Origin of the sequence: Paracoccus amoyensis, from assembly GCF_014490725.1 — a bacterium.
Classification (GTDB): Bacteria; Pseudomonadota; Alphaproteobacteria; order Rhodobacterales; family Rhodobacteraceae; genus Paracoccus; species Paracoccus amoyensis.
Map to the genome: position 1 here is coordinate 209007 of NZ_JACOQL010000004.1, position 26415 is coordinate 235421.

A 26415-nucleotide genomic window follows, 5' to 3' on the forward strand; every position below is an offset into this window, starting at 1 on the left:
TGGCAATCCTTGCGAGGGCATATGTTCAACAGGTTGAAAATTTCGGTGGCTGCGCTGGCCCTCATGGCTGCGCCCGCCCTGGCACAAGATGCAATCACCCTTGGCATGGTGTTAGAGCCGCCAAATCTGGACCCCACTGGCGGTGCCGCCGCCGCCATCGATGAGGTCGTCTATGCCAACCTATTCGAGGGGCTGACCCGTTTCGGCCCGGACGGCACCATTCAGCCCGCCCTAGCCGAAAGTTGGGAGGTGCAGGAAGAGGGGCGGGTTTATGTCTTTCATCTGCATAAGGGCGTGAAATTCCACGATGGAAGCGACTTTACCGCAGAAGACGTGGTTTTCAGCCTGGATCGCGCACGGGCGGAGGATTCGACCAATGCGCAAAAGGTTCTGTTCGAAGGCATCGAAAGCGTCGAGGCCGTGGACCCGTTGACCGCGCGTGTCACCCTGACCGCGCCGGACGGGAACTTTCCCTTCAAGATGGCATGGGGCGATGCCGTCATGCTGGATCAGGCCAGCGTGGCCGATATCGCAACGAAGCCCGTCGGCACCGGTCCGTTCAAATTCGACAATTGGGTGCAGGGCGACCGGATCATCCTGTCGGCATTCGACGACTATTGGGGCGACAAACCGGCGCTGAAAACCGCGACCTTCCGCTTCATTGCTGACCCTACGGCAGCCTTTGCCGCGATGATGGCGGGCGATGTGGATGCCTTTCCAAATTATCCAGCGCCCGAAACTTTAGCGCAGTTGGAAGCCGATCCCCGCTTCAAGGTGATCGTCGGCACCAGCGAGGGCGAGACGATTCTGGCCATGAATAACGCCAAGGCTCCGCTGGACAACATCAAGGTCCGGCAAGCCATTGCCCATGCGATCAACCGTCAGGACATCATCGACGGCGCGATGTTCGGCTATGGCACACCGATCGGCAGCCATTTTGCCCCGCACAGCCCGGATTATGTCGATCTGACCGGCAAATCGGGCTTTGATCCCGAACAATCCAAAACGCTGCTCGAGGAAGCGGGCGTTGGCCCGGTGGCTCTGCGTCTCGCGCTGCCTCCGACACCCTATGCACGTCGCGGAGGCGAGATCGTTCAGGCGCAACTGGCCGCTGTCGGGATTCAGACGCAGATTACCAATATGGAATGGGCACAGTGGCTGGAAACCGTCTTCAAGGGCGGTGACTTCGACATGACCATCATCAGCCACACCGAGCCGCTGGACATAGATATCTATGCCCGCCCGGACTATTACTTTCACTACGCCAAGCCGGAATTTGTCGCCCTGATGGGGGAATTGCAAAAGGCCACCAGCCCGGAGCAGCGTGGTGCGCTGTATCAACAGGCGCAGGAAATGATCGCAGATGATTACGTCAACGCGTTCCTGTTTCAGCTTGCCAAAACCGGGGTCGCAAATGCCAAGATCGAAGGGCTGTGGGAAAATGCCCCGACACAGGCGAATGATCTGACCAAAGTGCATTGGGTCGAATAATTGCCGCCCAAAGCAAAAGGCAGGGCGATTGCCCTGCCTGAGGTTTCAGCCCGACGTTTCGCCGTCCAAGGCGCGTGAGCGGGCGTTCAACTGCGAAATCTGGTGCGGCAACCAGCCCAGCCATGAATGGGTGGGTTCGTTTCCAGGGGGGGTCAGCTGGTCAGAAAACCGACTGTTATAGAGTGCAAAATAACCACGCATCGTCTGCCCCCTGTAAAGTTGGAATTGCAGGATAGAATTGATGCTGCGGCGCAGAAAGACAAGCGCCCCAGGACTGGTCAGCCCCGCGCAGGTCCATGACCGTGCCATGAACCAGCGGCATCAAAGCGCCGCCAGGGATCGCCATGACCAGCCCGGCCGCGCCGAATTTGGTATCCTCGCCCAATCCTGCCAGCGCGACACCGTAAATGGTCGGAAACATCAGCGACAGCGTGGCCGAAATCATCACGACCGCCCAGACTGGCAAGAAAACGGGTATCACGCGGGCCCTCGGTCGCGGCCTCGCGCTCGGCTGACATTCTGGTCAGAAAAAATGCGATCAGATTGCCAGCAGAACAAGGGCAAAGCCGGCATAGGGTGTCATGACGGCCAGTAACTCGGCTGTTTGAACCGCACGCGGGGCGTCCGGTGATGGGAGTTTGGACGGAATAGCTGACCCATGGTCGATCTGTGTTGGCCGCATGGTGGCGACACTTCGCCCTGAATTTCGTCAGGACCGTATGCAGGCACGGAACAGGTGATTTCCCCCTTTTCAACCCGGAATTACATCGCCATAGTCACGACATGACTCGGATGCACCAAATCTCGACAGCTTCGACCGCGCCTTTCGGTGCGCGTATTGCTGTGCATCTGCGTGGTCTACTGCTTCTTACGCTGCGCTGAGCGGGTCTCCGGGCCGCCGCTCAGTCTGGTCCGAGCCCGGCCAAATCGGCTGACATACAGCTGACACAGATCCAAAAAAGCGTAAGAAAGACAGACAGATGACCGATAAGAACCGCGTATTGATCTTTGATACAACGCTGCGCGATGGCGAACAGTCGCCCGGTGCGACGATGAGCCATGTCGAAAAGCTGGAGATTGCACAGCTTCTGGATGAAATGGGCGTCGATATCATCGAGGCCGGATTCCCGATCGCCTCGGAAGGCGATTTTGCCGCAGTCAGCGAGATCGCGAAACGCACCCAGAACAGCGTGATCTGCGGCCTTGCCCGTGCGCAGTTCCCCGATATTGATCGCGCGTGGGAAGCGATCAAACACGCGAAACGCCCGCGTATTCACACCTTTATCGGCACCTCGCCGTTGCACCGGGCGATTCCCAATCTGGACATGGATCAGATGGCGGAACGGATCGAACAGACCGTCACCCATGCCCGCAACCTGTGCGACAACGTGCAATGGTCGCCGATGGACGCGACGCGGACGGAACATGATTATCTGTGCCGCGTGGTCGAAATCGCGATCAAGGCGGGCGCGACCACGATCAACATTCCCGATACCGTCGGCTATACCGCGCCGCGCGAAAGCGCCGACCTGATCCGCATGTTGCTGGAACGGGTTCCGGGCGCGGATGACATTATCTTCGCCACCCATTGCCACAACGATCTTGGCATGGCGACGGCAAACAGCCTTGCGGCGGTCGAGGCAGGCGCCCGCCAGATTGAATGCACGATCAACGGTCTTGGCGAACGTGCCGGCAACACCGCGCTGGAAGAGGTGGTCATGGCGATGAAGGTGCGCAATGACATCATGCCCTTCAACACCGGCATCGACACCACGAAGATCATGAACCTGTCGCGCCGTGTCGCGCAGGTGTCGGGCTTTGTGGTGCAGCCGAACAAGGCCATCGTTGGCAAGAACGCCTTTCTGCACGAATCCGGCATCCATCAGGATGGTGTGCTGAAGAACGTCGAGACATTCGAGATCATGCGCCCTGCCGATATTGGTCTGAACGAAAACAACATCGTTCTGGGCAAGCATTCCGGTCGCGCGGCCCTTCGCTCGAAGCTGACCGATCTGGGGTTCGAGGTTGGCGACAACCAGTTGAAAGACGTCTTCGTGCGCTTCAAGGCTTTGGCCGACCGCAAGAAAGAGGTTTATGACGAAGATATCGTCGCGCTGATGCAGGATACTGCCGCCAATACCGAAAGCGACCATTTGCAGGTCAAGCATCTGCGCGTGGTCTGTGGCAGCGACGGCCAGTCGGCCGATCTGACCATGATCGTCGATGGAGAGGAAAAGACTGTTCACGCCACAGGCGATGGCCCGGTCGATGCCTGCTTCAACGCGGTCAAGGCGATCTTTCCGCATCAGGCGCGGTTGCAGCTGTATCAGGTTCATGCCGTGACCGAGGGCACGGATGCGCAAGCGACTGTGACCGTGCGCATGGAAGAGGACGGACGAATCGTCGCTGGCCAGTCTGCCGATACCGATACGATCCTGGCTTCGGTCAAGGCGTATGTCGGGGCGTTGAACCGCCTGATCGTCCGCCGTGAGCAGGTGGGCAAGGACAGCGACGCGAAACATATCAGCATGTATTCGCACTAAGCAGAGTGGCATGTAAGCAAAGTGAAGCGCTGTCTGACCGGGCGGCGCTTCCCATTTGAAAGGGGCGGCCATGACGCTGCTACGCGTATTCGCCTGGGCGATTGTTCTTGGGACGGCCTTCCTGATGGTCGTTGGATCCTATCCGCCAGAGTTTCTGATTGCGGATGCAATTGCGGTGTTTCTGTTGATCGTCGCGGCGCTGATCCCACGTGAAGATTGGGCGCTGCCCGCGTTGCTGTCGGGCTTTGCATTCTCGCTGGGCGTATTCGTCGTGGCCTTCGGAGCGCGGGCTGTGGGCGGAGATTTGGGATTGCCGCTGTTGCTGGGCGTCCTGATCAGCACGGTCGCTGCGGGCATGGCAATCCTTCGCTGCGCCCGCATGCTGACGCAAGCAGCCGGGCGGGCCGCTTTCTGATCGCGTCTTTGCCAATGTCAGTGCCGGATCATGCGGTCAGAAACCCGCATCGGTTGGCTGCGCAGACCGAAACGGGGCTTTCACCTAGGACTTCGGCCTTTTATATGAATTCAATCCAGAGCCGGGCCTGATTCCCGGCTCTTGCGCGATTCTGATGGACAAAGACCGGACCAACCGGCGTGAAAGGATACAGGCATGGCATTCGGCGGTTTGTTTTCGACCGATATCGCAATTGACCTTGGGACGGCGAATACGCTGATCTATGTGAAGGGTAAGGGAATTATTCTGAACGAGCCGTCGGTCGTTGCCTATCACGTCAAAGACGGCAAGCGTCAGGTTCTGGCTGTCGGAGAAGACGCCAAGCTGATGCTGGGCCGCACCCCCGGCAGCATCGAGGCCATCCGCCCGATGCGCGAAGGTGTCATCGCCGATTTCGACAGCGCCGAACAGATGATCAAACATTTTCTGAAGAAAGTGTTCAAACGCACCAGCTTTTCCAAGCCCAAGGTTATCGTTTGCGTCCCGCATGGCGCGACCCCGGTTGAAAAGCGCGCGATCCGCCAGTCTGTCCTGTCTGCAGGGGCTCGCAAGGCCGGCCTGATCGCGGAGCCGATCGCGGCGGCGATCGGCGCGGGCATGCCGATTACCGAGCCGACCGGCAGCATGGTCGTCGATATCGGCGGCGGCACCACCGAGGTTGCCGTCCTGTCGCTGGGCGATGTGGTCTATGCACGCTCGGTCCGGATCGGTGGTGACCGGATGGACGAAGCGATCATCAACTATCTGCGCCGCAACCAGAACATGCTGATCGGCGATTCCACGGCCGAGCGTGTGAAGACCTCGATCGGGACCGCTCGCATGCCCGATGACGGGCGCGGTGCAACGATCATGGTGCGTGGTCGCGATCTGCTGAACGGCATTCCGAAGGAAATCGAGATCAGTCAGGCCATGGTGGCCGAAGCCCTGACCGAACCGATGCAGGCGATCGTCGAGGCCGTGATGGTGGCGTTGGAAGCAACGCCCCCCGATCTGGCGGCAGACATCGTGGACCGTGGCGTGATGCTGACCGGCGGCGGCGCAATGCTGGGCGAACTGGATCTGGCGCTGCGCGAGCAGACCGGCCTGTCGATCAGCCTTGCCGATCAGCCGATGAACTGTGTCGCTTTGGGCACCGGCAAGGCGTTGGAATACGAAAAGCAACTGCGCCACGTCATCGATTACGACAGCTAAGATGGTCCGTATCGGGGCCGCTGAGGCAAGGGCCGCCTGAATGGAACGCAAGGGACCAGATTTCGCAACACCTATCCGGCGCGTCCTGATCGCGCTGATGGTGATTATGCTGATCACGCTGTTCCTGTTCTGGCGCATTGACAGTCCGCGCGCAGAGCAGATGCGCACCGCCATTATTGACCGCGTGGTGCCCAGCTTCGACTGGGCTTTGGTGCCTGTCACGCGGTTCAGCCAGATGGTCGCGGGATTCCAATCCTATGCCCGCATCTATGAGCAAAATCAGGAGCTTCGCCGTGAGCTGCAAAAGATGCAGGCATGGAAGGAAGCCGCCGTTCAGCTAGAGCAGCAAAATTCCAAACTGCTGGCGCAGAACAATGTCCGCATCGATCCCGCGCTGACCAGTGTGACCGGCGTGGTCATGGTCGATTCCGGGTCGGCTTTTCGGCAGTCGATTTTGTTGAACGTCGGCTCACGCGATGGCATCATCGAAGGCTGGGCGACGATGGATGGGTTAGGACTCGTCGGTCGCATCGCGGGCGTGGGACAGCGAACCAGCCGCGTGGTTTTGCTGACCGATCCTTCGTCGCGTATTCCGGTCACAATCCAGCCGTCGGGCGACCGCGCCTTGCTGACGGGGGACAATTCCCCGCTGCCGGTTCTGGATTTCATCGAGGCCCCCGATAACGTCCGTCCCGGTGACCGGGTCGTGACATCTGGCGATGGTGGCGTGTTCCCCCCCGGTTTGTTGGTTGGGCAGGTGGCGCAGACGGCGGACGGTCGCTTGCGCCTGCGGCTGGCGGCAGATTATGGGCGCCTTGAGTTTCTGCGGGTGTTGCGCACGCATCCTGCCGAAATGGTCGTCGATGCAGCTGCCATCATCGTGCCCGGCGATCAGGGGGTTATCGGGCCGCAATTGCCAGCCTCTCCGGTCGAGGCCGCGACAGCTTCGGACCCGCTGTCGACGGGCACCGGGAATGATTGAGACGCCCAAACGCAGCATGATTTTTGGCGGCATCTTGTTTTGCCTGTGCATGGCGCTTTTGCTGTTCATCCGGTTGTTGCCGATTGCGGGGTTCAGCCCGTTGCCCGGACCGAATGTTGCGTTGTGCCTGACCTTTGTCTGGGTCTTGCGCCGTCCCGATCAGGTGCCTGCCGTTCTGATCGTTCTGGTGTTCCTGATTGAGGACGTCATGCTTTTACGCCCCTTGGGGCTGTGGGCTGCGATGATGCTCTTGGGAACCGAGGCTGCACGCTCTCGTGAGGGGCGTTGGCGTGACCAGCCTTTCGTGCTTGAATGGCTGCGCGTCTCGATTGTGATGGGCGCGATGGTTCTGGGCTTCCGATTCGTGCAATTTCTGTTTCTTTTACCTGTTCCGTCATTGGGGCAGGTGCTGCTGCAATATATTGCGACCGCGATGGCCTATCCGGTCGTGGCGATTGGCGCGCGCGCATTGATCGGACTGCGCCGCATCAGCCCGGTCGAGGCTGAGATGATGAGATATGCACGATGAGCAAGGCCCCGAAGGAGATCGTTGACAGTTCCCGCAAGATCGGTCGCCGCGGGCTATTGCTGGCGGGGATTCAGCTTGGCGTCGTCACCACCCTGGCCCTGAAACTGCGGTCGATGCAGGTCGAACATGCCGAGGAATATCGCACGCTGGCCGATGGCAATTCGATCAAGGTGCGGCTTCTGGCGCCTGCCCGTGGGCTGTTGCTGGATCGCAATGGCATCGTGATTGCAGGCAACGAACAAAATTATCAGATCACCCTGACGCGCGAGGATGCGGGCGGCGATGTTGAACCCGTTTTGCGCCGTCTGTCGCATCTGATCCCGATCAGCGAAGAGCGGATGACTCAGTTGATGGACGAATTCGCCAAGCGCACGGCGATTACGCCGATTGTGTTGGCGGACCGACTGACATGGGAACAGTTCAGCTCGATCGCTGTGAATGCACCTTCACTGGCGGGTGTGCAGCCTGAAACCGCGCTGTCGCGCGTGTATCCACGCGCCGGCGATCTGGCACATGTGCTGGGCTATGTCGGGCCGGTGTCCGACTATGACCTGTCCAAGATCGAAGACCCGGACCCCGTGTTGATGCTGCCAGAGTTCCAGTTGGGCAAGGTTGGCTTTGAAGCCCGGCTTGAGGATCATTTGCGCGGCAAAGCCGGCGCCCGCCGGGTCGAAGTGAACAGTGCCGGCCGCGAGATGCGCGAACTGTCCCGGAAAGAGGGCGAACAGGGCGCAACGATCCAGATGACGCTGGACGCGCAATTGCAGAATTATACGGCGCAGCGTCTGGGCGAAGAAAGTGCCGCGGCGGTCGTCATCGACATTCAGACCGGTGATATCGTCGCCATCTCATCCTCGCCCAGTTTCGATCCGAACAAATTCGTGCGCGGGATTTCCGGTCCTGATTATCGCGCATTGATGAACCACGATCACCGTCCACTGGCTGACAAAACGGTGCAGGGCGTCTATCCGCCCGGTTCGACCTTCAAGATGGTGACCCTGTTGGCGGGGCTGGAAGCAGGCGTTATCAATGCCGGCAGCCGCTTCTATTGCCCCGGCTATACCGAGGTTGGCGGCCGCCGTTTCCATTGTTGGAGCAGGGGCGGCCATGGGTCTGTTGATGCCGTCACCAGCCTGTCGCATAGCTGCGACGTTTATTATTACGAATTGGCCCAGCGGGTGGGCATTGACCGCATCGCCGAAATGGCGCGGAAACTGGGTGTTGGCGTCAAGCATGACCTGCCGATGTCAGCCGTGGCCGAGGGAATTGCGCCCGACCGTGCGTGGAAAAAGGCCCGTTACGATCAGGCCTGGCAGATTGGAGACAGTCTGAACGCCTCGATCGGGCAGGGCTATGTTCTGGCCTCGCCGCTGCAACTGGCCGTGATGACGGCACGGATTGCCTCGGGAAAGATGGTGGTGCCGCGTCTGATCCATGCGATTGATGGCGTGCAACAACCTGAACCGGAATTTGCCGATCTGGACGTTCATCCGGCATTCCTGCGGGTTGCCCGTCTGGGCATGGACGAAGTTATGAACTCCTCGACCGGGACTGCGCGGCGGTCACGGATCATCCGCGAAGATTGGCGGATGGCGGGCAAAACCGGGACCAGTCAGGTGCGCAACATTACCGCGGCGGAGCGCGCGCGCGGCGTGATCCGCAACGATCAACTGCCGTGGAACCGCCGCGATCATGCACTGTTCGTCTGTTTCGCGCCAACCGCTGCCCCGCGCTATGCCGTCTCGGTCGTCGTTGAACATGGCGGCGGCGGCAGTGCCGTGGCCGCCCCGATCGCACGCGACATCCTGCTGTTCGCGCTGGAAGGTGGCCTGCCGCCATTGGATGCCGTGCCATCAGATCAACAGGCCGACATGAAGGCCCGACACGAGGCGATGCACCTGTTTACGCCCGAAACACCCCGAATGACGCGGGCCTGATCATGTCCTATCTGAACTACACTGTCACCCATACCCCGGTCGGCATTCGCAAGATCCTGTATCTGAACTGGCCGCTGGTCTTTCTGATTTCGGCCGTGGCGGGGATTGGCTTTCTGATGCTGGTTTCGGTCGCGGGCGGCGATGTCGATGAATGGGCCGCGCCGCAGATGTATCGTTTCGCGGTCGGTATGGTCATCATGATCGGGCTGGCCTTTGTGCCGATGTGGTTCTGGCGCGGCATCTCGGTCACGGCCTATGTCTGCTGCTTTCTGCTACTGGTCGGGGTAGAAGTCGCGGGCGAAATCGGCATGGGCGCACAGCGCTGGATCGATATCGGCCCGATCCGTCTGCAACCTTCCGAGTTGATGAAGATCGCGTTGGTTTTGCTGTTGGCGGCCTATTACGACTGGCTGCCCCTAAAGAAAGTCTCGCGCCCCCTATGGGTGCTGATCCCGGTGGTGCTGATCCTTGCCCCGACAGCGCTGGTCATTGTCCAGCCTGACCTTGGCACGTCGATCATGTTGATCGCGGGCGGCGGCATCGTGATGTTCGTGGCAGGCGTATCGCTGTGGTATTTCGGGGCAGTGATCGCCATGGCTATCGGGTTGGTGATGACGGTCATGGAGAGCCGCGGGACGCCGTGGCAATTGCTGAAGGATTACCAGTTCAAGCGGATCGACACCTTTCTGGACCCAACGGCCGATCCCCTGGGCGCAGGCTATAACATCATCCAAAGCCAGATCGCGCTTGGTTCGGGCGGCTGGTCGGGGCGGGGCTTCATGCAAGGCACGCAGTCGCGGCTGAACTTTCTGCCCGAAAAGCACACAGATTTCATCTTCACCGTACTGGCCGAGGAATTCGGCTTTATCGGCGCCATGTCCTTGTTGGTGCTTTACACACTGATCATCGGCTTTTGCCTTTATTCCGCCCTTAGCAACCGCGACCGCTTTGCCAGCCTGATTACCATCGGGATCAGCGGCACGTTCTTCTTGTATTTCGCCATCAACATGGCGACGGTGATGGGACTGCTGCCCGCCAAGGGATCACCGCTGCCGCTGGTCAGCTATGGCGGCACGTCCCTGATGATCCTGATGCTGGGCTTTGGGCTGGTGCAATCCGCCCATGTCCACCGCCCCAGATAGAGAGGCCCGATGCGTGTCCTGTTCGCCGCCCCTGACTGGAACCGCTGGGCACCCGCGCTGCAAAAAGCCGCGCCCGAGATGGAATTGGTTCAGCAAGCCGAACCGGCCAGCATCGACGCCATCATCTACGCACCGGGGGGCGAGATTGACGACCTGTCGCCCTATGTGAACGCGCGCCTTGTGCAAAGCCTGTGGGCCGGGGTCGAACGCATCGTCACCAATCCCACGCTGACGCAGCCTTTGGCCCGCATGGTCGATCCGGGGCTGGCCATGGGGATGGCCGAATATTGCACCGGCTGGGTGATGCGGGCGCATCTGGGGATGGACCGCTATCGTCAGGATGGTGAATGGCGGAACGAGACTGCGCCACCGCTGGCAAAGAACCGGAACGTCACCATTCTGGGGATGGGCGAACTTGGCCGCTCGGTGGCTGCGATGCTGCGCGGCATCGGGTTTCAGATCACCGGCTACAGCGCCTCTGGCCGCCCGGTTGACGGGGTCGAGGTGATGGGCGCCGCGCATCTGGACAGGGCCCTGTCGCGCGGCGAAATTCTGATCAATCTGCTGCCGGATACGCCCGAAACGCACGGTTTGCTAAATGCAGATACGCTGGGCAAGCTGCCCCGGGGAGCATGGCTGATCAATCCGGGCCGGGGAACGGTTCTGGACGACGATGCCCTGTTGGCGGCGCTGGATGGCGGACAGGTGGCGCATGCCGTTCTGGATGTCTTCAAAAACGAACCATTGCCAGCCGACCATCCCTTCTGGTCGCATCCAGGCGTCACCGTCACCCCGCATATCGCGGCCGAAACCCGCGCCGACACCGCAGCCCCTGTTGCCGTCGAAAACATCCGCCGCGCCCTATCAGGACAGCCAGTGCTGCACCTGGTGGACCGGGAAAAGGGTTACTAGTCGCTAACGCGGGTTTCGCGGCGGCGCAGCGCCGGTCTGCTGGTCCCGCTCTTCTGCCGCTTTCCTCACACGCTCGATCCGCTCGGCCATCTTCTTGGACCGTCTGCGGTGATAGGCCTGCACGACCGGAACGGTCAGGTAATGCGCCACGACGCCGCACAGGATGCCGGGGATCAGGCCGCCGACCAGATAGGGCAGGTAAACATCATGGAAGAACTCTGACAGGTGATCCCATTTGGCGGTGCCTGGGCCAAAGATGGCCTGAATATTGTGCCAAACCTCGGCGCTGGCGCGGCCAAACTCGACAAAGATAAGATGCGGTGGCAGATCGTCCGGCATGCCCAGAATCTGCCGTCCCAGGGTGACGGCCAGCACGCCGATAAAGGGAAACGTTGCCGGATTGCCGACAAAGGTTGCCAACAGTGCGGCGAGAATGTTTCCGCGCAGCACCCATGCGACGATTGCGGCACCAATAAAGTGGAAACCGAAGAATGGAGTGAATGACACCGCCACACCTGCCGCAACGCCACGGCCAATCCGGTGTGGCTGGTCTGGCAGCCGGCGCAGGCGATACACGACATAAGTTCCCGCACGCCGCCAGCCGCCGCGCGGATAAATCATCTCCGTTGCGATCTGCCCATAGCTTCGGGGTTTGCGGCGCTTGAACACGGTTGCCCTAATCCTTCGTTTCGTCAACAGAACGCCGTTTGCGCCTTACGGTTTCTGCGAGGTGTCCCTAATTCGTGCGACCTGCGCAACGTCGCTTTCGGCTTCAAGGGCAGTCATCAGGTTATGAAGATGCTCATGGTCACGCAATTCGACTGCAACGTCGATCCGATAGAAATCGGGCTTGCGATCAATGAACTCAAGATCCGAGATGTTCGCCCCCTGAGCGCCGATCAGGCTGCAGATACGACCTAGAACACCTGCGTCGTGTCGAATGGTCAGTTCCAGCATGGTCGAATAGGCGGCGGGGTGACGGCCTTCGCGCCATTGCACATCAATCCAGCGGTCGGGCTGGTTTTCGTATTCTGCCAGCACGGGACAGTCGATAGCGTGAATGACGACGCCCTTGCCGCGATAGGTGATGCCCACGATCCGTTCCCCCGGCAACGGGTTACAGCAGGGCGCACGCTGAATTTCGGCATCCGCTTCCAACCCGGCAAAGGGGCGGGAGATATCGACTTCATCATGTTCATCGACCAGATCGGGATACAGGATCTGCAAAACTTCCTTGGCCGAATGTTCGGCGCTGCCGATCTGTGCCAGCAGATCGTCCGCGCTGCCCATGCCCATCTGCTTGGCCGCGGTGCGCAATGCCTTATCCGTCACCTTGCGGCCGACATGCTCAAAACTGACGCGGACCAATTCGCGGCCAAGGCGGATAAAGCGGTCGCGGTCTTCTTCGCGAAGACTGCGGCGAATCGCGGCCTTGGCGCGGCCTGTGACGACGATATCCAGCCAGGTTGCCTGCGGACGCTGACCCGACGCGGCGATGATATCCACCGACTGCCCATTCCGCAGCCGCGTCCACAGCGGCACACGGATACCATCGACCTTGGCACCCACGCAGGAATTGCCCAGCTTCGTGTGGATCGCATAGGCGAAATCAATCGGTGTCGCGCCCTTGGGCAACTGAATCACATCACCTTTGGGCGTGAAACAGAACACCTGATCTTGATACATCTCAAGCTTGACGTGCTCCAAAAACTCGTCGTGATCCTCGCCCTCGAACCGGTTGGTCATGCTTTGAACCCATTCGGTCGGGTTCACGGCGAAGGGGTTCTTGGTGGGCACGCCATCGCGGTAAGCCCAGTGTGCGGCAACGCCAGCCTCGGCCACTTCGTGCATCTGGCGGGTGCGGATCTGCACCTCGACCCGCTTGCCGTCGCGGCCTGACACCGTGGTGTGGATACTGCGATAGCCGTTCGATTTCGGCTGGCTGATGTAATCCTTGAACCGGCCCGGTACCGCGCGCCAGCGGTGATGGATCACGCCAAGCGCCCGATAGCTGTCCATTTCCGATTTGGTGATGATGCGAAAGCCGTAAATGTCGGACAGCCGGGAAAAGGCCAGCTGCTTTTCCTGCATTTTGCGCCAGACCGAGAAGGGACGCTTGGCGCGGCCGAAGACCGTGGCTTCGATCCCGGCCTTTTCCAGCTCGACCCGGATATCTGCGGTGATCTGGCCGATGATGTCGCCGGATTCACGTTGCAGGCTGACAAAGCGGCGGATGATCGACTTGCGCGCCTCGGGATTGATGACCTTGAAGGCCAGATCCTCAAGCTCTTCGCGCATCCATTGCATACCCATGCGACCGGCCAGAGGCGCAAAGATATCCATTGTCTCGCGTGCTTTCTGCACCTGCTTTTCGGGCCGCATCGACCGGATCGTGCGCATGTTGTGCAGACGGTCGGCCAGCTTGACCAGAATGACCCGCAAATCGCGCGACATGGCCATGAACAGCTTGCGAAAGTTCTCGGCCTGCTTCGAGGCGGTCGAACTGAGCTGAAGATTGGTCAGCTTGGTTACGCCATCGACCAGTTCGGCGATTTCTTCGCCAAAGATCGTGGCGATCTCATCCTTGGTCGATCGGGTGTCTTCTACCGTATCATGCAGCAATGCGGTCACGATGGTCGCATCGTCCAGACGCATTTCGGTCAGGATGGCGGCGACAGCGATAGGATGGGTGAAATAGGGTTCGCCTGAATGGCGAAACTGACCTTCGTGCATCCGCATGCCATATTCATAGGCTTCGCGGATAAGGTCAGAATTGCTTTTCGGGTTGTAGTTGCGAACAAGCGCAATGAGGTCTTCGACGTCGATCATGATCCTGACGAAGACCTCATCCGTAATTCGTTTACCGCTGGTTTGCTTCCAGCATCATGCGCAACATCCGCTCTTCCGATTCTTCGTCGGCGGGTTTGGGGCGATCAATTTCCGCGCCCAGAAGCAGCGCCATCGCGTCTTCTTCCGGTTCATCGACTTCGATCTGGGTCTGGGTCGATTCGATCATCCGTTCGCGCAGATCATCGACAGGCTGGGTTTCGTCGGCGATTTCGCGCAGCGCGACAACAGGGTTCTTGTCATTGTCGCGTTCTACCGTCGGCGCGCTGCCGGTCGCGATTTCACGCGCACGATGCGATGCCAGCATCACCAGATCAAACCGGTTTGGAACTTTGTCGACGCAATCTTCGACCGTTACGCGGGCCATATGTCACCTGTGCTGTTTCGAATCGGATATTCCGGGGGCGAACCGAGTATTTGAAGGTTGCAAGCGAAAATGTCAAGGAACACTGGCCCGAAAGCCATCGGCCAAGGGCTGCATTCCCGATGTCGCTTCCGGGGCCAGATTTCCAAGCATCTCAATCACACTCAGTCCGGTCAGAGGATGACGCCACAACGGTGCGATCTGGGCCAAAGGGGCCAGGACAAAGCCGCGATCCTGCATTCGGGGATGTGGAAGAATGAGTTCGGATGGTGTGTGAATTTGTTGATCGTTTTGCGAAAGCGCCATCCAGTGTTCTAAAGTTGCGTGATTCGGCGCGATCTGATCATCAAAAGCAATCAGATCCAGGTCCAGCACGCGTGCCGACCAGCGACCTGTGCTGCGATCCCTGCCGAAATCTGCCTCAATTTTGTGCAGTCTCTCCAGCACTTCGTCAGAGCGCAAATTCGTCGCAATTGCTGCCGTTGCGTTAACGAAATCGGGGCCAGAGCCATGGGGCACGGCAGGGGTTTTCCAGAAACAGCTTAATGCAGTTATTGTAATATTTTTCTCATTGTGCAGAGTGCTGATCGCTGCATGCAGTGTTACACTCGCACTGCCTGTAGTGGACGGTAAATTGGCACCCAAGGCGATCAGTCCTAAAGATAAAGACAGGTTCGTCACGCTGCTCCTCCCGTCCTAAAACGCTGTTATCGGGCCACTTATTCCGAGACCCTCACCTCGGTCGACCCGCAACTGAACGCTCAAGTCCCATTGAAGGCAATAAGAATGTTTTACAAGGATGACCGATTAGCGATTTTCATAGATGGCGCGAACCTGTACGCCGCTGCAAAATCGCTGGGCTTTGATATAGATTACAAGCTGTTACGACAAGAGTTCGACCGCCGCGGCAAATTGATGCGTGCCTATTACTATACCGCGCTGATGGAAGGCGAAGAATATTCCCCGATCCGTCCGCTGGTCGATTGGCTGCACTACAACGGCTATTGTGTCGTAACCAAGCCCGCGAAGGAATACACCGATACGATGGGTCGGCGTAAGGTCAAAGGCAACATGGATATCGAGCTGACCATCGACGCGATGCAGCTGGCCCCGCGCCTGGACCATGCCGTCCTGTTTTCCGGCGATGGCGACTTTCGCCCGCTGATCGAGGCGTTGCAACGTCAGGGCGTCCGCGTCTCTGTCGTCTCGACGATCCGCTCGCAACCCCCGATGATCGCCGACGACCTGCGCCGCCAGGCCGACAACTTCATCGAACTGGACGCGCTGCGCGACATCATCGGCCGCCCGCCGCGCGAACCCCAGGGCGACGAGTAACGTGTAACGCCCGCGCGATCTGCCTTTGCGCGGGCGCTTGGATGTGGCCAATTCATCTTCGCGCAACCTGCCCATCATTTCCACGGTAAGCGGGATATCCGCTTTGCCGGCAGCGTTGAAATGCGCTTGGGATGAACCGGATCCGTTAACGGAACGTCAGAAGGAATTGATCCGGGCATGCCTGCCCGCAGACCTCATTGAAGACGAAGCTGCGCCGACACGCGAAGATCAACTGGAATACTTGCAGCGGATCGTCAGCGCTTGCGATGAAATTTCAAAAAACGAACGTCGAATGGACGAGCCAGAGGCACAAGGAAGGCCTGGTTTCTTCATCTGCACGGCTCGCCGCTTTTTTTGACGACTGACGAAGGGCCGCAGAAACTTACGCGCCATGCGATTTTTAAGGGGGGGTTAGACCAACCGCCCCTCTTCCATAGCGGCCCGCACAAAGCCTGCAAACAGGGGTGCAGGCTCAAACGGCTTTGACTTCAGTTCGGGATGCGACTGCACGCCGATGAACCACGGGTGTTTGGGGTATTCGACAGCCTCGGGCAGTTTGCCGTCCGGCGACATGCCGGAAAATGACATGCCTGCGGCTTCCAGCTGATCGCGATAGGTGGCATCCACTTCGTAGCGGTGGCGGTGGCGGTCCTCGATCTCGGTCGCGCCGCCATAGACTTCGGAAATCTTGGAATCGGGTTTCAGGATGGCGGTATAGGCGCCCAGACGCATGGTGCCGCCCTTGTCATCCGACAGTTTGCGCTGGACGGTATAATTACCCTGCACCCATTCCTTCAGGTGATAGACGACAGGGGTGAAACGCGATTTTCCGGCCTCGTGGTCGAATTCCTCGCTGCCTGCATCGGGCAGATCGGCCAGATTGCGTGCGCCTTCGATCACGGCCATCTGCATGCCCAGACAGATGCCCAGATAGGGAACCTCTTTTTCGCGGGCATATTTCGCGGCGGCGATCATGCCTTCGGTGCCACGTTCACCAAAGCCACCCGGAACGATGATGCCGTGATAGCCGTCCAGCGTATGCGCACCGTCCCCTTCCAGCTTTTCGCTGTCGACCCATTCGGCCTTGACGCGGACGCGGTTGGCCATGCCGCCATGGGTCAGCGCCTCGGCTATGGATTTATAAGCATCTTCAAGCTGGGTGTATTTGCCGACGATGGCGACCTTCACCTCGCCTTCGGCATTTTCCAGACGGTCCATCACATCTTCCCAACGGGACAGATCGGGGCGCGGGGCAGGGCTGATGCCAAAAACGTCCAGAACCGCCTGATCCAGACCCGCACGGTGATAGGCCAGCGGCGCTTCGTAGATCGATTTCAGATCATAGGCGGGGATGACGTGATCGGGGCGGACGTTACAGAACAGCGCAATCTTGGCGCGTTCCTTTTCGGGGATCAGGTGTTCGCTGCGGCAGACCAGAACATCGGGGGCAAGGCCGATGGATTGCAGTTCCTTGACGCTGTGCTGCGTCGGCTTGGTCTTCAATTCACCGCTGGCCGCCAGATAGGGGAGCAGCGTCAGGTGCATCAGGATGCAGTTGCCACGGGGGCGTTCATGGGTGAACTGGCGAATCGCCTCGAAAAAGGGCAGGCCCTCGATATCGCCGACGGTGCCGCCGATTTCGCACAGCATGAAATCGACTTCGTCTTCGCCGATGGACAGGAAATCCTTGATCTCATTGGTGACGTGGGGAATGACCTGAATGGTCTTGCCCAGATATTGGCCACGACGCTCTTTCTCCAGCACGTTGGAATAGATGCGGCCCGACGAAATGGAATCGGTCTTGCGGGCGTGGACGCCTGTGAATCGCTCGTAATGGCCAAGGTCCAGATCGGTCTCCGCGCCATCATCGGTGACAAACACCTCGCCATGTTCAAAGGGCGACATCGTGCCGGGATCGACATTCAGATAGGGATCCAGCTTGCGCAGGCGGACGGTGTATCCGCGGGCCTGAAGCAACGCGCCCAACGCCGCCGATGCCAACCCTTTGCCAAGGGATGAAACCACGCCGCCGGTGATAAAGATGTAACGCGCCATGAGGCCCCCGTGAGTGCAAAGATCAGATTATCTGCAGGCCGATTATCGCCAGCATCACGGGACTCAAGATATAGACTATTCGGCCCGTGGCCGCAATGGACCGCAAGTTGATGTAGGGCAGATTTAATCCGCCCCCAATTATTGTGTGGCTTAATTTGCCGGTGCTGGCGGTTCTGCGGCGTTGTCTGCAGCAGGTGCCGCAGGCGCTGTCGCTTCGGGCACGACTTCGGCGGGGGCTTCCGTTGCGGGTGCAGCTTCGTTTGCCGATGGGGGCGTAACGGGGGCGGCAGCGGCGGGCGCTTCGGTGGTCGTGCTTGCCGCAGGGGCCGCGGCATCAGGCGCGGGCGGGGTCAGCGGATCGCCACCGGTCGACGGGGGCGGCGTATAGGCCGGCAATTGCGGCGTGGTCGTGCCCTGGTTCTGTCTGCTTTCAGGAACGCCCAGCTGATCCATGATCGAGCTGTTGGACACCTGGCTTGCCGCAATGATGGTCAGCGCGATCGAGGTGACGAACAGCGCGATTCCAAAGATCCATGTCAGGCGGGTCAGCGCATTGGCTGCCTGACGGCCGCTCATGACGCCGCCGGTTCCTCCCCCCATGCCAAGCCCACCGCCTTCCGAGCGTTGCAACAGCACGACGCCGGTCAACAGCACTGCAAGAATAAGATGGACGGTCAGGACGACGTTTTCCACGGCATTCGGCCTTTCATTTGCGGACGCGCCTATCTAGTCATCCAAACAGGTGATGGCAAGCGAAGTGTCCAATGTCGACAATCATGATTCAGGGCACAGGCTCGAATGTGGGAAAATCGCTGCTGGTTGCAGGGTTGTGCCGGGCCGCGCTGCGGCGCGGACTGTCGGTCGCGCCCTTCAAACCGCAGAACATGTCGAACAATGCTGCCGTGACAGCGGATGGTGGCGAAATCGGGCGGGCACAGGCATTGCAAGCGAGGGCATGCGGGTTGCAGCCCATGACCGACATGAACCCGGTTCTGCTGAAGCCTGAAACCGATACCGGCGCGCAGGTCATTCTGCATGGCCGTGCCATCGCCCGTGCCCAGGCCCGCGATTACGCCACGTTAAAACCGCTGCTGATGCAGGGTGTCATGGACAGTTTTCGCCGCTTGCGGGGCGCGTATGACGTGGTGATCGTCGAAGGCGCGGGCAGCCCGGCCGAGGTCAATCTGCGTCCGCGTGACATTGCCAATATGGGATTCGCCCGTGCCGCCAATGTTCCGGTCATTCTGGCGGGGGATATCGACAGGGGTGGTGTGATTGCGCAGATCGTCGGAACGCGGGCGGTGATCGATCCCGAAGATGCCGCGATGATCTGCGGTTTTCTGATCAATAAGTTCCGTGGCGATCCGCGTCTTTTCGATGACGGGTATCAGATGATTGCGGACCATACTGGCTGGCGCGGTTTCGGTGTCGTGCCATGGTTCCCGAACGCTCATCTTTTGCCGGCCGAGGACGCGGTGGATCTGCGCGCTTCGAAAGGGCAGGGCGTGCGTATCGTCTGCCTGATACTGTCGCGCATCGCGAATTTCGACGATCTGGACCCGTTGGCGGCAGAGCCGGGCGTGCAACTGACCATGTTGGGGCCTGGACGACCGATTCCCGGCGATGCGGATGTGGTGATCATTCCGGGCACGAAATCGACCCTTGGCGATCTGGCGTTCCTGCGTGCGCAAGGTTGGGATATCGACCTGACGGCCCATATCCGGCGGGGCGGGCATGTGTTGGGCATTTGCGGTGGCTATCAGATGCTGGGTCGCGTGATCCACGACCCCGAAGGCAGGGATGGCATGGCGGGGCAGGTCGCGGGGCTTGGCCTGCTGAATGTGGAGACCACGATGTCAGCCGACAAACATCTGCAGCGGATCACCGGCACGGCCTTGGGCCAGCCTGTCACCGGCTATGAAATCCATATGGGCCGCACGTGTGGCCCGGATTGCGCACGACCCTTTGCCCGAATTCCCCATGCGGATGGCGCAGTTGATTCCAACGGCCGGATCGCGGGCACCTATCTGCACGGGCTTTTTGCCGACGATAGTTTCCGCGCGGCATGGTTGGCGCAACTGGGGGCGTCCTCACAGCCGGGATATGAGGCGGGCGTGGATCAAACGCTGGACGAACTGGCCGATCATCTGGAAGCACATCTGGATGTGGGGGGATTGCTGGCCGTTGCCCGCTAGATTTCCCGGTTAGCTGTCATTACCACCCTGCAGAGGCGGACATGAAGATATCATGCAAGATCTGCCGCCGACGCGCAGTTGCGTCATAGTCCGTCTCGGTTCGGGTCATAAGTTCACTGCAGTTGCCGCCGCCGGATCGCTCTGCGACAGCGGCATCGCACCATCGGACCCATTTGTCCGAGGGGTGCTGCGCCCGTGCCCAGAAATCGGTCATATCGCTGCAAAGGGTTTCGGCGCCGTCGGTGCAGCCCATCGCCATCGACACAAAGGCGACATATTGCGCAGTTTGATCGCCCATCGCTGTGCCATCTGATGACTGGAGGGCATATTAGCCAGAAAATGACAGCCTTCGGCGTCGATAAATTGCCCGTCATTATGGGTAAAGCAGGCCCGATTAAGATAATACCACGCCAGTTGCGGGTCTTTCATCTGGCCGGTGCCGGTGTGATGCATCCAGCCGATATATTTGCAGCCGTAGGGGCCGGTTCCGATGTCGTCGTCTTCGCAGACAAGCCGAAAGCGATCAGCGGCTTTTCCATAATCTCTGAACTGCGGGTTCAGCAGCCGGAATTTTCCGACGTAATAGCAATTGGGCGAAATAAACCCTTCGTCACAGGCCTTGTCATAGAAGGCGATGGCATCGGCGGTCTGGCCATGACGCTCGGCTATGCTGCCCCAGTCCCAGCAGGTATCGGCGTTAGAGTTTGGCACCCGCTCGCATTCAGGGATATTGGACACGGGCGGCAATGGCTGCCACCCCTCCTCGGGCAGGGTCTGAACGTTGCTGTCTTTATCGCGGCCCACGTCCCGCATCGCCCCGGCGATCCTGTCATAAGCCCGCTCTATCGTCGGGGGGGCACATTCCAGCGCGGCCAGCTGGGTATCGCCCCGTGTCACAGTCAGGCGCGTGTATTCCGCCAAGCTGCTCAAGTATGGGTCGTCACCCCCATCGAAGCCCATGTCGATCTGAAAGGCGTGATCACCACTGCGAAAGGTGACAACCTCATCAATCGTCGATCCGGCGCCGTCGCGGCGACGATAATCAAGGTCGGTCAGTTTCGCCGTCAGCGTCAATTCCGGTGGGGCGTCCGCCATGCCATAGCTGTAGATCGCAGAATCCTGGGTCAGGCACAGGTTCACCCGTTGCTGCTTTCCGGCGATCTGGCAGGTCAATGCCGGGGTTGTTGCATCGGCACACCGCGCGAACGCCACCGACGGGAAAAGGATGGCAAGGCTGGTCAGGAAAAGATGCACGACGCTTGGCAAACGAAAGCCCCTTTTGATCGCCAGGCAAGAGCGCCTGCGATTATCCAACAGCGAACTGTCGCAGGTTAGCCGAAAGAATTGGGATCGTCACCGAAAAACAAGGGGTTGAAGCATGTTGATGGTCCGGCGGCCTGCATGCTGGCCGCATTGTGACCACCGATTCACTGGACGACATCGCCGCTACGCGCTAGGGCGAAGCTATGGAACACATCAAGCCGCCTTTGACCCTGTATCTGGCCGCGCCGCGTGGTTTTTGCGCGGGCGTGGATCGCGCCATCAAGATTGTTGAACTGGCCCTGCAGAAATGGGGCGCGCCAGTCTATGTCCGGCACGAGATCGTGCACAACAAATTCGTCGTGGACAGCCTGCGTGATCAGGGCGCCGTTTTCGTCGAGGAACTGGACGAATGTCCGACGGACCGTCCGGTAATCTTCTCGGCCCATGGCGTGCCCAAAGCGGTCCCGGCCGAGGCGCGTCGGCGCGAGATGGTCTTTGTCGATGCCACTTGCCCGCTGGTCAGCAAGGTCCATGTCGAAGCTGAGCGGCACTTTGCCAATGGGTTGCAGATGGTGATGATCGGTCACGCCGGCCACCCCGAGGTTTTGGGCACCATGGGCCAATTGCCCGAAGGCGAGGTTTTGCTGGTCGAGACCGTCGCCGATGTCGCCGGGATCGAACCGCGTGATCCGCAAAGTCTGGCCTTTATCACCCAGACCACCCTGTCAGTTGACGATACCGCCGAAATCGTCGCGGCCCTGCAAAAGCGATTCCCGGCCATTATCGGTCCGGCCAAGGAAGATATCTGCTACGCCACCACCAACCGACAGGCCGCAGTCAAGGCAATCGCGGGCCAGATCGACGCCCTGCTGGTGATCGGCGCACCGAACAGTTCCAATTCGCGCCGCCTGGTCGAGGTGGGCAGCGCGGCGGGCTGCGCCTATTCGCAGCTTGTCATGCGGGCGGATCAGATCGACTGGCGGGCGATTGACGGCGCCCGCGCGGTGGGCGTCACCGCCGGTGCCAGCGCCCCCGAAGTGTTGGTGGACGAGGTCGTCGACGCCTTTCGTCAGCGCTATGACGTGACGGTCGAACTGGTCGAAACCGCACAGGAACGCGTTGAGTTCAAAGTTCCGCGCGTGCTTCGGGAAGCGTAAAGCCGATTGACCGCTGCCTGACTTCCCGCGACTAATCCTCGGTCGGGATAAGGACGCGATCATGGCGGGTTTGAAACTGTATTCGATGCCCTCATCGGGCAACAGCTACAAGGTCCGGCTTTTGCTGGCGCTTTTGGGGCGCGATTGCACAACCATTGATGTCGAGGATAATTCGCCCGAATTGGCGCAAGCCAAGGCGGATGGGCGTCTGCCATTTGGCAAGGCCCCGGTCCTGCAACTGGACGATGGCCGGTTGCTGCCCGAATCCAATGCCATTCTGAGCTGGCTGGGCAGGGGCACGGAGTATGTGCCGGGTGATGCCTTTGATCATGCGCAGATGCTGGGCTGGATGTTCTGGGAACAGAACCAGCATGAAGGCGTGATCGCCGTTCGCGGTGCGCTGAGCTTCTATCCATCGCGCAAACATCTGGCGACGCCGGACCGGATGCAGGATCTGCTGGATCGCGGTCATGCGCTGCTACAGATCATGGAAAATCGCTTGCGAGGGCGCGATTGGCTGGTGGGGGATCACGCAAGCCTCGCCGATATCTGCCTTTACGGCTACACTTGCACCGCTGGATCGCGTGGAGGGTTTGACATGGCGCGGTTCCCGGCGATCAACCGATGGCTGGCAGGGATTGCGGCGCTGCCAGATTATGTGGGGTTAGAGGGATGAGCTGGGACTATCTTCTGACGGCCTTCGTCGTGTGCGTCGCGCCGGGCATTGGCGTGATTTATACCTTGTCCATGACCTTGGGTGGGGGGATGCGCGCGGGTCTTTGGGCCTCGGTCGGGTGCACCATTGCGACGATTTTTCACATGTGTGTTGCACTGGCCGGACTGGCCGCGATCCTGCATAGCAGCGCAGTTCTGTTTCAGGCGCTGAAATTCGCGGGCGTGCTGTATCTGCTGTGGATGGCATGGGCGGTCCTGAAGGATCGCGGCAGCATGTCGGTGACGCCCTCGGCCCCGGCACCTGCGGGTAAAATCGTCTGGCGCGGCATCTTGCTGAATCTGCTGAACCCCAAGCTGCCGCTGTTCTTCATGGCCTTCATCCCGCAATTCATGCCTGCTGGTTCGGGCATGCCGCTGCTGATCGAACTGGGGTCGGTCTTTTCGCTGGTTACGTTCCTGACATTCATCGGTTATGCCGCCCTTGCTGCCACGGGCCGAGAAGCTTTGCTGGCATCTGAAATGGCGATGCGATGGATGCGGCGGGTCTTTGCGGCCTCTTTCGCGGCGCTTGGATTTAAACTGGCGATGGCGCGTGCGTGACTGAACTTTTTGCCTGGACGGATGGCGCCTGTAGCGGCAACCCTGGCCCCGGTGGCTGGGGTGTGCTGATGCGGGCCATGAATGGCGACGATATCGCGAAAGAGCGAGAGCTGTCTGGCGGAGAGCCGGACACCACCAACAACCGGATGGAGTTGATGGCGGCGATTTCGGCGCTGGAAGCCCTGACCCGTCCGTCCGAGATTACGATCACCACGGACAGTGCCTATGTGAAGAACGGTGTGACCCAGTGGATTCACGGCTGGAAGCGCAACGGCTGGCGCACGGCTGACAGGAAGCCCGTGAAGAATGTCGAGTTGTGGCAGCGTCTGGACGAGGCGCAAAAGCGTCACACCGTCCATTGGAAATGGATCAAGGGCCATGCGGGCCACGCTGAAAACGAACGGGCGGATGAACTGGCCCGTGCGGGGATGGCGCCCTTCAAATGAATCTGGCGTCGCTGGTCACGTTTCTGGATTACGGCTCGGTTCTGATCTTTGCGCTGACCGGTGCGCTGGTGGCCAGTCGCGGGCAGCTTGATCTGGTCGGCTTCATCTTCATGGCGTCGCTAACGGCGGTGGGCGGTGGCACATTGCGCGATCTGATCCTGAACCGGGACGCGGTGTTCTGGGTTGCGCGCCCGTCCTATGTCGTGATCGCTGCAACGGCGGCGGTTGTCGTGTTCTGGACGGCGCATCTGTTTGAAAGCCGATATAAATGGCTGATCTGGCTGGATGCCGTGGCCTTGTCGGTCGCCGTTGCCGCCGGCGTCGGTGTGGCGATCGAGGGCGACTTTGGCCCGGTCATCATCGTGATGATGGGGGTCATGACGGGCACTTTTGGCGGCCTGATGCGTGACGTTGTCGGGAATGAGGTGCCGCTGGTTCTGAAGCAGGGCGAACTTTACCTGACGGCGGCTTTTGGCGGCGCCTTGGTCGCCGTCTTGCTGATCTGGTGCGGGTTTCCCCGCTTCATCGCGCTGATCGCCTGCGGATCGGCGGTATTTTCCCTGCGTGCCGGCAGTTTGTGGTGGGGCTGGAGCCTGCCTGTCTACAAGCCTCGGCCGCCCAAAAACCGGGGTTAACGCAGCGACGGCGGTGCATTGGTGGGGCGATGATATTCCTGCAGGCCAAGGCTAAGTCCGCGTCCGATCCGATGGGCCAGTTGTGACCACCCCTCGGCCGCTGCGGGGGGCAGCGTATCGCGCAAGGTCTGATCGAACAGGCCCAGCCAAATGGGGAAATGCGCGGGCGTGACATCGCCTGCATCGCGATGCACCCGCATCGGATTTCCGTCATAGCCCGGCCGGTGAATGATGGATTTCTTCCAGAATCCTGCGATTTTCGCTTCGTGGGCGGGCCAATCATCTACATGCCCATTGAAGATCGGGCCAAGGACCGGATGCCTGCGCACCTGTGCATAGAACCGGGCAACGACCTGTTCGATCTGCTTGTCACTGATCTCAAAGCGCGGCGGCAGCATTTCCATCCCCTCTCATCAGATGGGGCGGTTCGGTTGGCAGCGCCACCCCGGTCAGGGGCGGGATCACCGTGCCTGCAACCACATGGGTCAGCACGGACCGGACGCCGGGAAGCCGCGACGACGGGGCCAGCAGCGTATTTCGCAACCACGGCAGCGCGCGGCTGTGCGACTGATAGATTGGCGTCAAAAGCCTGCTCATCGCCTGGTAGCTGCGCCTGTGCCAGCGGCGCATGGACGCATAGGCGGGCAGGGCATCCACGACCGGTTCCCGCAGCGCCAATGACAGGGCATAGGCATCCAGCAGCGCCATATTCGCGCCTTGACCCAGTTGCGGGCTGGTGCGATGCGCGGCGTCGCCGATATGCGCCAAAGCCGTCGCATAGAGGCGGCGCAGACTGCCATGACTGTAGGTGGCGGGCGTCAGGGTCGATTTTGGCAAATCCTGAACAAAGGGGCGCATTTCCGGCCAGTGATCGCAGACGGTGGCACGCCAGTCCTCGATTAAGGTCAGGGACCAATCCGCGATCTGTTCGACCGGCAGCGACCAGAAAACCGTTGCCATTGGTCGCGGATCGTCCGGCAGGCGTCCGGTGGGCAGGATTCCTGCCATGCGATGCGCGCCCTCATATCGCTGGTGCAGCATGTCCTGCGCCAGACCGGTCGCGTGGGGCCATGCCACGCTGGCCCAAAGCGCCCCGAAGGGCAGCCGCCCTGCCTTCATCGGCGACAGGGCCGATCCCGCCCCGCTGGCGTCAATGACCAAGTCGAACGGCCCCTCGCGTCGGCCATCCTTCAGCACGATATCCCGTTTGCCCGCGACCAAAGGGGCCGCGGTGATATGGGCGTTGGTGGTGACCCTGATCCCCTCGGCCTGCGTCAGGCGCCAAAGCAGATCGAACAGGCTGGCGCGGTGGAACGCGCGGCCGGGTTTGTCGGTCGGATAGGATATATCCAGCGCCAGTCGGTCGCCGCGCCGATCGCGCCCAACCATTCGGGTGATCGGTGCGGAAAGATCGCGGGCGGGGCTACCCAGGCCAAGATGATCCAGAACCGCCAATCCGACAGGCTGGATCACCAAACCCGACCCGACCGGTCGCGGCTGGTCAAACCGTTCAAACAAGGTCACTTGGTGGCCGGAGCGCGCGCACAGGACCGCCGCGGTCAACCCACCAATTCCCGCACCGACAATCGCGATATTCGAACTCATACCCGAAGTGGTGCCGCAACGGTCGAGTGCTCGCAAGCGTCTGATTGCCGCAGGCCG

The 26415-nt window shown here is 60.2% G+C and carries 28 protein-coding genes; 17 read left to right on the plus strand and 11 right to left on the minus strand.

The genetic code is table 11. From position 1 onward, the window contains the following. Positions 1–63 precede the first annotated feature (63 nt). Positions 64–1491, plus strand: coding sequence for an ABC transporter substrate-binding protein (locus H4P12_RS13550; RefSeq protein ID WP_246449293.1), 1428 nt, complete (start codon positions 64–66; stop codon positions 1489–1491). 175 nt (positions 1492–1666) lie between these two features. On the opposite strand, the gene H4P12_RS18605 is transcribed toward H4P12_RS13550, so the two are convergent. Together H4P12_RS18605 and H4P12_RS13560 are read right to left on the minus strand one after the other, a co-directional pair. Next, the gene (locus H4P12_RS18605; RefSeq protein ID WP_223115813.1) at positions 1667–1972 is read right to left on the minus strand and encodes a hypothetical protein; all 306 of its coding nucleotides are present in this window, start codon (positions 1970–1972) and stop codon (positions 1667–1669) included. Between the two features lie 57 nt (positions 1973–2029). Further along, positions 2030–2173, minus strand: coding sequence for a hypothetical protein (locus tag H4P12_RS13560; RefSeq protein WP_187794206.1), 144 nt, complete (start codon positions 2171–2173; stop codon positions 2030–2032). Between the two features lie 298 nt (positions 2174–2471). Here H4P12_RS13560 and H4P12_RS13565 point away from each other — a divergent pair, with 298 nt between their 5' ends. The 8 genes from H4P12_RS13565 (at position 2472) to H4P12_RS13600 (ending at position 11181) form a co-directional block, all read left to right on the plus strand. After that, positions 2472–4034, plus strand: a complete 1563-nt coding sequence (locus H4P12_RS13565; protein ID WP_187794207.1) for a 2-isopropylmalate synthase — start codon at positions 2472–2474, stop codon at positions 4032–4034. A 70-nt stretch (positions 4035–4104) separates the two neighbouring features. Next, positions 4105–4449, plus strand: coding sequence for a hypothetical protein (locus H4P12_RS13570; protein ID WP_187794208.1), 345 nt, complete (start codon positions 4105–4107; stop codon positions 4447–4449). Positions 4450–4644: 195 nt separating this feature from the next. Next, positions 4645–5679: a rod shape-determining protein gene (locus H4P12_RS13575; RefSeq protein WP_187794209.1), complete on the plus strand. Its 1035-nt coding sequence runs from the start codon at positions 4645–4647 to the stop codon at positions 5677–5679. Positions 5680–5719: 40 nt separating this feature from the next. Next, positions 5720–6661, plus strand: coding sequence for a rod shape-determining protein MreC (gene mreC, locus H4P12_RS13580; RefSeq protein ID WP_187794210.1), 942 nt, complete (start codon positions 5720–5722; stop codon positions 6659–6661). Then, positions 6654–7190 carry a rod shape-determining protein MreD gene (locus H4P12_RS13585; protein WP_187794211.1) on the plus strand — a complete coding sequence of 179 codons (537 nt, stop codon included), beginning with the start codon at positions 6654–6656 and terminating at the stop codon, positions 7188–7190. Before mreC ends, H4P12_RS13585 begins: the two co-directional genes overlap by 8 nt. Then, positions 7187–9127, plus strand: coding sequence for a penicillin-binding protein 2 (mrdA, locus tag H4P12_RS13590; protein WP_187794212.1), 1941 nt, complete (start codon positions 7187–7189; stop codon positions 9125–9127). The genes H4P12_RS13585 and mrdA overlap by 4 nt, the downstream gene beginning before the upstream one ends. 2 nt (positions 9128–9129) lie before the next feature. Beyond that, on the plus strand, positions 9130–10269 hold the full coding sequence (rodA, locus tag H4P12_RS13595; protein ID WP_187794213.1) for a rod shape-determining protein RodA: 1140 nt from the start codon (positions 9130–9132) through the stop codon (positions 10267–10269). 9 nt (positions 10270–10278) lie between these two features. Next, a complete protein-coding gene (locus H4P12_RS13600; protein WP_187794214.1) occupies positions 10279–11181 on the plus strand; it encodes a 2-hydroxyacid dehydrogenase in 903 nt (300 codons plus the stop codon). A gap of 3 nt (positions 11182–11184) precedes the next feature. Here H4P12_RS13600 and H4P12_RS13605 read toward each other — a convergent pair whose 3' ends face one another. From H4P12_RS13605 to folK, 4 genes are all read right to left on the minus strand, one after another. Continuing rightward, positions 11185–11802, minus strand: coding sequence for a DUF2062 domain-containing protein (locus H4P12_RS13605; RefSeq protein ID WP_223115814.1), 618 nt, complete (start codon positions 11800–11802; stop codon positions 11185–11187). Between the two features lie 93 nt (positions 11803–11895). Further along, a complete protein-coding gene (locus tag H4P12_RS13610; protein ID WP_187794216.1) occupies positions 11896–14010 on the minus strand; it encodes a RelA/SpoT family protein in 2115 nt (704 codons plus the stop codon). Between the two features lie 31 nt (positions 14011–14041). After that, positions 14042–14395: a DNA-directed RNA polymerase subunit omega gene (rpoZ, locus tag H4P12_RS13615; RefSeq protein ID WP_187794217.1), complete on the minus strand. Its 354-nt coding sequence runs from the start codon at positions 14393–14395 to the stop codon at positions 14042–14044. Between the two features lie 72 nt (positions 14396–14467). Further along, a complete protein-coding gene (gene folK, locus H4P12_RS13620; RefSeq protein WP_343069831.1) occupies positions 14468–15073 on the minus strand; it encodes a 2-amino-4-hydroxy-6-hydroxymethyldihydropteridine diphosphokinase in 606 nt (201 codons plus the stop codon). Between the two features lie 105 nt (positions 15074–15178). Between folK and H4P12_RS13625 the strand changes: the two genes are divergently transcribed. Both H4P12_RS13625 and H4P12_RS13630 read left to right on the plus strand, forming a co-directional pair. Then, entirely contained in the window at positions 15179–15727 is a 549-nt protein-coding gene (locus tag H4P12_RS13625) for a LabA-like NYN domain-containing protein (RefSeq protein ID WP_187794218.1), read from the plus strand. A 37-nt stretch (positions 15728–15764) separates the two neighbouring features. After that, positions 15765–16085: a hypothetical protein gene (locus H4P12_RS13630; RefSeq protein ID WP_187794219.1), complete on the plus strand. Its 321-nt coding sequence runs from the start codon at positions 15765–15767 to the stop codon at positions 16083–16085. Positions 16086–16138: 53 nt separating this feature from the next. Here H4P12_RS13630 and pyrG read toward each other — a convergent pair whose 3' ends face one another. Together pyrG and secG are read right to left on the minus strand one after the other, a co-directional pair. Next, positions 16139–17782: a CTP synthase gene (gene pyrG, locus H4P12_RS13635; protein WP_187794220.1), complete on the minus strand. Its 1644-nt coding sequence runs from the start codon at positions 17780–17782 to the stop codon at positions 16139–16141. Between the two features lie 150 nt (positions 17783–17932). Then, positions 17933–18475 carry a preprotein translocase subunit SecG gene (secG, locus tag H4P12_RS13640; protein WP_187794221.1) on the minus strand — a complete coding sequence of 181 codons (543 nt, stop codon included), beginning with the start codon at positions 18473–18475 and terminating at the stop codon, positions 17933–17935. Positions 18476–18546: 71 nt separating this feature from the next. Here secG and H4P12_RS13645 point away from each other — a divergent pair, with 71 nt between their 5' ends. Beyond that, positions 18547–19977: a cobyric acid synthase gene (locus tag H4P12_RS13645; RefSeq protein ID WP_187794222.1), complete on the plus strand. Its 1431-nt coding sequence runs from the start codon at positions 18547–18549 to the stop codon at positions 19975–19977. A 210-nt stretch (positions 19978–20187) separates the two neighbouring features. Here H4P12_RS13645 and H4P12_RS13650 read toward each other — a convergent pair whose 3' ends face one another. Beyond that, positions 20188–21231, minus strand: a complete 1044-nt coding sequence (locus H4P12_RS13650; protein WP_187794223.1) for a sel1 repeat family protein — start codon at positions 21229–21231, stop codon at positions 20188–20190. Between the two features lie 212 nt (positions 21232–21443). Between H4P12_RS13650 and ispH the strand changes: the two genes are divergently transcribed. From ispH to H4P12_RS13675, 5 genes are all read left to right on the plus strand, one after another. Beyond that, positions 21444–22397 (plus strand): 4-hydroxy-3-methylbut-2-enyl diphosphate reductase, encoded by a 954-nt coding sequence (gene ispH / locus H4P12_RS13655; protein WP_187794224.1) that lies wholly within the window; start codon positions 21444–21446, stop codon positions 22395–22397. Between the two features lie 61 nt (positions 22398–22458). After that, a complete protein-coding gene (locus H4P12_RS13660) occupies positions 22459–23073 on the plus strand; it encodes a glutathione S-transferase family protein (RefSeq protein ID WP_246449294.1) in 615 nt (204 codons plus the stop codon). Further along, the gene (locus H4P12_RS13665; RefSeq protein ID WP_187794225.1) at positions 23070–23672 is read left to right on the plus strand and encodes a LysE family translocator; all 603 of its coding nucleotides are present in this window, start codon (positions 23070–23072) and stop codon (positions 23670–23672) included. The genes H4P12_RS13660 and H4P12_RS13665 overlap by 4 nt, the downstream gene beginning before the upstream one ends. Further along, positions 23669–24118 carry a ribonuclease HI gene (gene rnhA, locus H4P12_RS13670; protein ID WP_187794226.1) on the plus strand — a complete coding sequence of 150 codons (450 nt, stop codon included), beginning with the start codon at positions 23669–23671 and terminating at the stop codon, positions 24116–24118. Before H4P12_RS13665 ends, rnhA begins: the two co-directional genes overlap by 4 nt. Further along, on the plus strand, positions 24115–24753 hold the full coding sequence (locus H4P12_RS13675; protein WP_187794227.1) for a trimeric intracellular cation channel family protein: 639 nt from the start codon (positions 24115–24117) through the stop codon (positions 24751–24753). Before rnhA ends, H4P12_RS13675 begins: the two co-directional genes overlap by 4 nt. Here H4P12_RS13675 and H4P12_RS13680 read toward each other — a convergent pair. Together H4P12_RS13680 and H4P12_RS13685 are read right to left on the minus strand one after the other, a co-directional pair. Then, complete coding sequence (locus H4P12_RS13680; protein WP_187794228.1) at positions 24750–25151, minus strand: group III truncated hemoglobin; 402 nt, start codon at positions 25149–25151, stop codon at positions 24750–24752. The genes H4P12_RS13675 and H4P12_RS13680 overlap by 4 nt on opposite strands. Next, positions 25132–26358 (minus strand): FAD-dependent oxidoreductase, encoded by a 1227-nt coding sequence (locus tag H4P12_RS13685; protein ID WP_187794229.1) that lies wholly within the window; start codon positions 26356–26358, stop codon positions 25132–25134. The genes H4P12_RS13680 and H4P12_RS13685 overlap by 20 nt, the downstream gene beginning before the upstream one ends. Positions 26359–26415: the final 57 nt, after the last annotated feature.